Source organism: Massilia genomosp. 1, from assembly GCF_011682185.1.
GTDB lineage: Bacteria > Pseudomonadota > Gammaproteobacteria > Burkholderiales > Burkholderiaceae_D > Telluria_A > Telluria_A rubra.
The window spans coordinates 1-254 of sequence record NZ_WHJF01000591.1 but is presented as its reverse complement, the minus strand read 5'-3'; the positions used below and the strand labels follow the sequence as shown (position 1 = coordinate 254).

Below are 254 nucleotides of genomic sequence, written 5' to 3'. Positions count from 1 at the left end.
CCCCCGCTCCCGGAAACGATGTCAAAAGTACAGCACAAGAACGAACTCTAAAAACCCCACTACAACGCTCAAGATCACGACATACTTTGTTCAAAAACACACCCGACAAGTAGTCTGACACAGGGGGGGCGTGCCAAGGCTGGGGCGAGACGATGGCGGCGTATCGCTTCTTCGACAACGACAGCGTCGACTGGCAGGCGATCATGGCGCCGCACTGGCAGCAGACGCAGCAACGCATGGCCGCGCTTCCGGTT

At 57.9% G+C, this 254-nt stretch carries 1 pseudogene; it reads left to right on the top strand.

Going from position 1 to position 254, the window contains the following annotated elements:
* Positions 1-128: 128 nt before the first annotated feature.
* Positions 129-254 (top strand): annotated as a pseudogene (locus tag F1735_RS35020) (transposase DNA-binding-containing protein); the annotation flags it as partial.